Raw genomic sequence first — 6,167 nt, 5'->3', positions numbered from 1 at the left:
GGGGCTTTTTGTATGGGGATTTTAAGCTAATTTTAAATGCTATTTTTGTTAAAATATGGTAAAATAAGAGGTACTAACTATTTTGGAGAAAAAATGAGTATCGATGATTATAGGCCGACCTATACGGTAGAGGCTGTTTACGATTTAAGAGCAAATGATTTGTTGCGTAATGGCATTACAGCTGTTTTGGTAGACTTAGATAACACACTAATTGCTTGGAATAACCCTGATGGGACATCAGAGGTTCGTGCTTGGCTAGACGAGATGACGATAGCAGATATTAGTGTGGTCGTTGTTTCAAATAACAACCACTCTCGTGTGGAACGTGCTGTGTCACGTTTTGGGGTCGATTTTATTAGTAGGGCGATGAAGCCTTTTGCTTTTGGGATTAATAAGGCCATTACACGATATGGTTTTGATCGTGATGAAGTCATCATGGTTGGAGATCAGCTAATGACAGATATCAGAGCTAGTCATAGGGCAGGAATTAAATCTGTTTTAGTGAAACCGATAGTCGCATCAGATGCTTGGAATACTAAAATTAACCGGTGGCGCGAACGTCGCGTTTTAGCAAAACTAGAAGAAAAATATGGTAAATTATCATATCAAAAAGGAATTTAATGGAAGAATTATTTTGTATAGGCTGTGGTATTCAGATTCAAACTACAGAAAAAGAAAAAGCTGGTTATACGCCAGCGGCAGCTTTAAAAAAGGGATTAGAGACTGGTGAACTTTACTGTCAGCGTTGTTTTAGACTACGTCATTATAATGAAATTACAGATGTTCATTTCACCGATGATGATTTTTTAAAGCTCTTGCATGACGTGGGAGAAAGTGATGCATTGGTTCTTAATGTTGTTGACATTTTTGATTTTAACGGCTCAGTTATCCCAGGGTTATCTCGATTTGTATCTGGGAATGATGTCCTCCTGGTGGGGAATAAGAAAGACATTCTTCCGAAATCCGTAAAAGACAGTAAGGTGTCACAATGGTTAATGGAACGTTCACACGAAGAAGGTCTACGACCAGTGGATGTTGTTTTGACAAGTGCCCAGAATAATTATGCGATAAAAGAGCTTATCACTCGTATTGATCAATTACGTAAGGGACGAAATGTCTATGTAGTTGGTGTGACAAATGTTGGGAAGTCAACGTTGATTAACGCCATGATTCAAGAAATTACAGGAGATAAGGATGTTATCACGACTTCTCGCTTTCCTGGAACAACACTTGATAAAATTGAAATCCCATTAGATGATGGTTCCTTTATTTTTGACACGCCAGGAATTATTCATCGTCATCAAATGGCACATTATTTATCCGCAAAAGATTTAAAATTTGTGAGTCCTAAAAAGGAAATTAAACCTAAGACATATCAATTAAATGCAGCACAAACTCTTTTTTTGGGCGGCTTAGCTAGATTTGATTTTATCAGTGGAGACAGACAAGGTTTTACTGCCTTTTTTGACAATAATTTGCTTTTGCATCGAACAAAACTTGATGGTGCTACGGATTTTTATGACAAACATGTAGGAAGTTTGCTAACTCCTCCTGGTTCCAAAGAACTAAATCAGTTTCCAAAACTTGTTCGTCATGAGTTTATGATTGATAGTAAAATGGATATTGTATTTTCTGGATTGGGTTGGATTCGAGTGAATGCTAGTCAGACAAATAAAGTTAAGGTTGCTGCCTGGGCACCCGATGGTGTTGGTGTTATATTGCGCAAAGCTTTAATTTAATAAAAAAATGGAAAAGATGGAACAAGATGCTTACAAGTAAACAAAGAGCTTTTTTGAAATCAGAAGCACATAGCCTTAAACCAATTGTACAGATTGGGAAAAATGGATTGAATAATCCGATAAAAACAAGTATTCGTCATGCTTTGGATGCCAGAGAGTTGATTAAGGTAACCCTTTTACAAAATACTGACGAAGATATCCACGATGTCGCTGAGACCCTAGAAGAAGAACTGAGATGCGATACTGTTCTGAAAATAGGACGGATTTTAATTTTATATAAAGTATCAGCTAAAAAAGAAAATCGGAAATTATCGGTAAAAGTAAAAGATATTTAGCTTGGTATTTCGTAGCTAGCTTGAGATATGCTGTCTAACCGCTAAACTAGCTAGCCTTTTTAATTGGTAAAGAGCGATATTTGGGAGAAATTATGGCTTTAGAATTACTGACACCTTTCACTAAGGTAGAATTAGAAACGAAAGAAATAGATACTAATCGAAGACAAATTGGTATTTTGGGTGGGAATTTCAACCCTGTTCATCATGCACATCTGATAGTTGCTGATCAAGTAAGGCAGCAGCTTGGTTTAGATGAGGTGTTACTCATGCCTGAGTTTAAACCCCCTCACATTGATGAAAAAGAAACAATTGATGCTAAAAATCGACTAGACATGCTAGAATTAGCTATCCAAGACACTGAAGGTTTGTCGCTTGAGACAATTGAACTTGAGCGTCAAGGTATTAGCTATACCTATGACACTATGAAAGCATTGATTGAGAAAAATCCTGATGTGGATTATTACTTTATTATTGGTGCAGACATGGTTGATTATCTCCCTAAATGGTATCGGATTGATGAATTAATTGATATGGTGCAGTTTGTTGGAGTACAACGGCCCAAATATAAGGCTGGGACTTCCTATCCTGTAATCTGGGTAGATGTGCCTTTGATGGACATTTCTTCGAGTATGATTCGTGATTTTATCAAAAAAGGTCGTCAACCCAACTATTTACTCCCGAAATCTGTTTTAGATTATATTAATAAAGAAGGTCTGTATAGATGATGTACGAGAATTACGTTCCTTATGACCGTGATGAATTGTTGCGAAAAATTAAACAACAGATGAGTGACAAGCGTTTTAAACACGTTTTAGGAGTGGAAAAAGCAGCAATTCAGCTAGCTGATTATTATGGCTATGATAGTGTTAAGGCTGGCTTGGCCGCCCTGCTCCATGATTATGCTAAGGAATGCTCTGATCAAGAATTTCTTAAATTGATTGATAAATATCACCTCCCTAATGAATTGACCAAGTGGAATAATAATATTTGGCACGGTATGGTTGGCATTTATAAGATAAAAGAGGATTTAGGACTGGCTGATCAAGCTATTTTACGAGCGATTGAGATTCACACTGTCGGTGCTGCCGAAATGTCTATTCTCGATAAGATTCTCTATGTTGCTGATTATATTGAGGAAGGTCGCGTTTTTCCTATGGTAGATGAAGCTCGAAAAATAGCGCAGCTTGATCTTAATAAAGCTGTGGCATATGAAACGGCTAATACGATTGCTTATTTAGCATCTCAGGCGCAGCCAATTCATCCACAAACCATAGAAACTTATAATGCTTTTTGTCACTATCTGAAAACCACTTAAAGGGCAAAAAACATTTACAGATTACCATTTTGATGGTAATCTTGCTAGGCTTGCTACCGGTATTCCAAAGTTTATTTTGGGAAGCTCATGAAATCAAGCTAATAATTGAAATATTATTTGATATGAGGAAAACATGAAAAAAGAAGAACTTTTAGAAATTGTTGTTAAGGCTGCTGACGAAAAGCGTGCTGAAGATATTTTAGCGCTTGATTTAGCTGGTTTAACAAGCTTGACAGATTATTTTGTCATCACTAGTGCGACAAATAGCCGTCAGTTAGAAGCTGTTGCCGAAAATATTCGTGAGAAGGTTAAAGAAGCTGGTGGCGACGCTAGTCATATTGAAGGCGATAGCCAAGCGGGTTGGGTTTTACTTGATTTGAATGATATTGTCGTTCATATCTTCTCAGAAGATGAGCGCCATCACTATAATCTTGAAAAATTATGGCATCAAGCACCAGTTGTTGATGTTGTGTCTTATTTAAGCGAATAAAAGAAGAGACCTTGTCACATTGGCAAGGTTTTTGAGGGTAAAATATGCAGAAAAATTATGAAAAGTTTGCATCTGTTTATGATGCTATTATGGACCAATCACTCTACGATTTATGGACTGATTTTTCGCTTCGTCATTTGCCGAAACATAAAAATCGCAAAAGTTTGTTGGAATTGGCCTGTGGAACAGGTATCCAGTCAGTCCGATTTGCTCAAGCTGGTTTTGACGTGACAGGACTGGACCTTAGTCAAGAAATGTTGGCAGTAGCTAAAAAGCGAGCAGAGTCCGCAAAAAAAGAGATTCATTTTACACAAGGCAATATGTTAGACTTGTCCAAAGTAGGAACTTTTGATTTTGTGACGTGTTATTCCGACTCTATTTGTTATATGCAAGATGAAGTTGAAGTTGGGGATGTGTTTAAGCAAGTCTATGATGCCTTAAATGATGATGGTATTTTTATTTTTGATGTTCATTCAATTTATCAAATGGAAAAGGTCTTTCCTGGCTATGCTTACCATGAAAATGCTGATGATTTTGCTATGGTTTGGGATAGCTTTGAAGACGAGGCACCGTATTCGGTGGTTCATGAGTTAACTTTTTTCATTCAAGATGAGGATGGTCGGTTTTCACGCTTTGATGAAGTCCATGAAGAACGCACCTATGAGCTATTGACCTATGATATTCTTTTAGAGCAAGCCGGGTTCAAATCATTCAAAGTCTATGCTGATTTTGAAGATCAAGCGCCTACAGCCACAAGTAAACGCTGGTTTTTTGTGGCACGCAAGTAAGGAGCTAGCCAAATGGTTGTTACGGGTATTATTGCTGAATTTAATCCTTTTCATTTTGGGCATCAGTATTTACTGTCACAGGCAGAAGGGCTCAAGATTGTTGCCATGTCGGGCAACTTTGTCCAAAGAGGAGAACCTGCACTTGTGGATAAGTGGACACGAGCACAGATGGCTTTAGAACATGGGGCTGACTTGGTCGTTGAACTTCCTTTTTTGGTCTCTGTTCAGTCAGCAGATTATTTTGCACAAGGGGCTGTGGATATTTTAACCAGATTGGGGATAACGACCCTTGCTTTTGGAACGGAGGAGCTACTTGATTATCAACAGATTGCTCAGGTATATGCGGAGAATTCTGAACAAATGGCATCTCATCTCACCCAACTTCCCGATTCTCTGGCCTATCCTCAAAAAGCACAACGCATGTGGGAAACTTTTGCAGGGCTTCGGTTTTCAAGTGAAACCCCCAACCATATACTGGGCCTAGCTTATGCTAAAGCCAGTGTGGGAAAAGCAATTCGTCTCAGACCGATTAAGCGCCAAGGGGCTGCCTTTCACTCTGAGAGTAAAGACCAGCAGATAGCTTCAGCGACAGCAATCAGAAAGCACATTTTAGATAAGTCGTTTGTGGAAAAGTCAGTTCCGAGTCCGGAATTGATTTTGACGGCGCCTAAAACTTCCTGGGACAATTATTTTGCTCTATTGAGCTATCAAATTTTGACCCATCAAGACCTCACTCAAGTGTTACAAGTCAATGAAGAGCTTGCTCATAGAATGCAGCGAGCAATCAAAGATACTAAGACTGTGGAAGAGTTGGTGGATAGTGTAGCAACAAAGCGCTACACTAAAGCGCGAGTGCGGCGAGCGCTGACTTATATTTTGGTTAATGCTGTTGAAAGTAGTTTACCAAGTGGAATCCATGTTCTTGGATTTACCCCTAAAGGGCAAGAACATCTTAAAAAAATAAAAAAATCGGTAAACTTGGTTACTCGCATTGGTAATATTCCTTGGGATGCACTGACTCAGCAAGCCGATACAGTCTATCAATTGGGTCAAGTAGCGATGCCAGAACAAACTTTTGGACGCACACCCATCAGGGTGAAGAAGCTGAGAAGCATTGGGGTAAAACAAAAGCTTACTTGACTTATACCAGTCGAGCTAATCAGAAAGATTCAGAACAGTTTTCTAAGGAAATGAAATCTATTTTCCGAAAATTTGGGCAACTGTCAGCCAGGTCAGTTACAGACCAAGCCGTACAAAATCAGGTCACAATTTTACAAAATTATATCAGTCAGGAGTTTTATGACTGTACAAGAGAAGAATTGGCTGGTTTGGGCGCTATTTATATAGCAGATGAACGATTTAAAGAATATATTGACCAAATAGGTGGTCCCAAAACAGCTGAGTTTGTCAGCCGAGCGATTGAACACTTTTGTAATCAAGATTAATCTGATACGATTAGGTATAATACAGTGGCCAATATTGTGTACATTTGTCAATGAT

Annotated in this window: 9 protein-coding genes; all 9 read left to right on the top strand. The window is 38.5% G+C overall.

All coding sequences use genetic code 11. The features are described 5' to 3' along the window. The first annotated feature begins 93 nt into the window (after window positions 1-93). Complete coding sequence (locus AKK44_RS04635; protein WP_037595775.1) at window positions 94-621, top strand: YqeG family HAD IIIA-type phosphatase; 528 nt, start codon at window positions 94-96, stop codon at window positions 619-621. After that, a complete protein-coding gene (gene yqeH, locus AKK44_RS04630; RefSeq protein WP_054278720.1) occupies window positions 621-1,739 on the top strand; it encodes a ribosome biogenesis GTPase YqeH in 1,119 nt (372 codons plus the stop codon). The genes AKK44_RS04635 and yqeH overlap by 1 nt, the downstream gene beginning before the upstream one ends. Before the next feature lie 26 nt (window positions 1,740-1,765). Continuing rightward, window positions 1,766-2,074: a ribosome assembly RNA-binding protein YhbY gene (gene yhbY / locus AKK44_RS04625; protein ID WP_054278719.1), complete on the top strand. Its 309-nt coding sequence runs from the start codon at window positions 1,766-1,768 to the stop codon at window positions 2,072-2,074. A gap of 92 nt (window positions 2,075-2,166) precedes the next feature. Then, a complete protein-coding gene (locus AKK44_RS04620; protein WP_054278721.1) occupies window positions 2,167-2,799 on the top strand; it encodes a nicotinate-nucleotide adenylyltransferase in 633 nt (210 codons plus the stop codon). Further along, the gene (yqeK, locus tag AKK44_RS04615) at window positions 2,796-3,389 is read left to right on the top strand and encodes a bis(5'-nucleosyl)-tetraphosphatase (symmetrical) YqeK (RefSeq protein WP_054278718.1); all 594 of its coding nucleotides are present in this window, start codon (window positions 2,796-2,798) and stop codon (window positions 3,387-3,389) included. Before AKK44_RS04620 ends, yqeK begins: the two co-directional genes overlap by 4 nt. A gap of 133 nt (window positions 3,390-3,522) precedes the next feature. Continuing rightward, on the top strand, window positions 3,523-3,879 hold the full coding sequence (gene rsfS / locus AKK44_RS04610; RefSeq protein ID WP_037595769.1) for a ribosome silencing factor: 357 nt from the start codon (window positions 3,523-3,525) through the stop codon (window positions 3,877-3,879). A 44-nt stretch (window positions 3,880-3,923) separates the two neighbouring features. Further along, window positions 3,924-4,667: a class I SAM-dependent DNA methyltransferase gene (locus tag AKK44_RS04605; protein ID WP_037595767.1), complete on the top strand. Its 744-nt coding sequence runs from the start codon at window positions 3,924-3,926 to the stop codon at window positions 4,665-4,667. A 12-nt stretch (window positions 4,668-4,679) separates the two neighbouring features. After that, window positions 4,680-5,807: a nucleotidyltransferase gene (locus AKK44_RS04600; RefSeq protein WP_054278717.1), complete on the top strand. Its 1,128-nt coding sequence runs from the start codon at window positions 4,680-4,682 to the stop codon at window positions 5,805-5,807. Continuing rightward, window positions 5,804-6,112, top strand: coding sequence for a TipAS antibiotic-recognition domain-containing protein (locus tag AKK44_RS08670; RefSeq protein ID WP_161802567.1), 309 nt, complete (start codon window positions 5,804-5,806; stop codon window positions 6,110-6,112). The genes AKK44_RS04600 and AKK44_RS08670 overlap by 4 nt, the downstream gene beginning before the upstream one ends. Window positions 6,113-6,167: the final 55 nt, after the last annotated feature.

The sequence above is a fragment of the Streptococcus phocae genome (assembly GCF_001302265.1).
GTDB classification, from domain to species: Bacteria; Bacillota; Bacilli; order Lactobacillales; family Streptococcaceae; genus Streptococcus; species Streptococcus phocae.
The sequence above is the reverse complement of the archived record's forward strand: the minus strand, read 5'-3'. Positions and strand labels throughout refer to the sequence as shown.

What these genes read in the sequence shown, in the direction of transcription:
- AKK44_RS04635 (WP_037595775.1), top strand. Translation starts at nt 94, where the DNA reads ATGAGTATCGATGATTATAGGCCGACCTATACGGTAGAGGCTGTTTAC.
- yqeH (WP_054278720.1), top strand. Translation starts at nt 621, where the DNA reads ATGGAAGAATTATTTTGTATAGGCTGTGGTATTCAGATTCAAACTACA.
- yhbY (WP_054278719.1), top strand. Translation starts at nt 1,766, where the DNA reads ATGCTTACAAGTAAACAAAGAGCTTTTTTGAAATCAGAAGCACATAGC.
- AKK44_RS04620 (WP_054278721.1), top strand. Translation starts at nt 2,167, where the DNA reads ATGGCTTTAGAATTACTGACACCTTTCACTAAGGTAGAATTAGAAACG.
- yqeK (WP_054278718.1), top strand. Translation starts at nt 2,796, where the DNA reads ATGATGTACGAGAATTACGTTCCTTATGACCGTGATGAATTGTTGCGA.
- rsfS (WP_037595769.1), top strand. Translation starts at nt 3,523, where the DNA reads ATGAAAAAAGAAGAACTTTTAGAAATTGTTGTTAAGGCTGCTGACGAA.
- AKK44_RS04605 (WP_037595767.1), top strand. Translation starts at nt 3,924, where the DNA reads ATGCAGAAAAATTATGAAAAGTTTGCATCTGTTTATGATGCTATTATG.
- AKK44_RS04600 (WP_054278717.1), top strand. Translation starts at nt 4,680, where the DNA reads ATGGTTGTTACGGGTATTATTGCTGAATTTAATCCTTTTCATTTTGGG.